Raw genomic sequence first — 249 nt, forward strand, 5'->3', positions numbered from 1 at the left:
CTACAAATTCGTTTAATACTTGTAGCTGTGGAGTATTTTAAAGTGTTTACCCAAGTAACATTAAAGTTATTACTTTTCACGTCGTAATAACGATTCTTGAATTTTGGTAAGTTATTATATAAATGAGAAGAGTTCGATGTAATCAGCCTGACTTTATGCCCAGCTTTTGCAAATTCTTCGCAAAAGCTGGCGTGTCTAGTATCTGCTCCATACTTTTTTATATTGGCATATTTTGATATGTACCAAATG

The 249-nt window shown here is 32.5% G+C and carries 1 protein-coding gene; it reads right to left on the reverse strand.

Annotated features, from left to right (window positions below; all coding sequences use genetic code 11):
• Nucleotides 1–249 (reverse strand): hypothetical protein (locus tag AAEY75_RS16460; protein ID WP_502944456.1); only part of this gene is annotated, 249 nt, incomplete at both ends.

The organism is Psychrobacter sp. TB55-MNA-CIBAN-0194, from assembly GCF_040309505.1.
Classification (GTDB): domain Bacteria; phylum Pseudomonadota; class Gammaproteobacteria; order Pseudomonadales; family Moraxellaceae; genus Psychrobacter; species Psychrobacter fozii.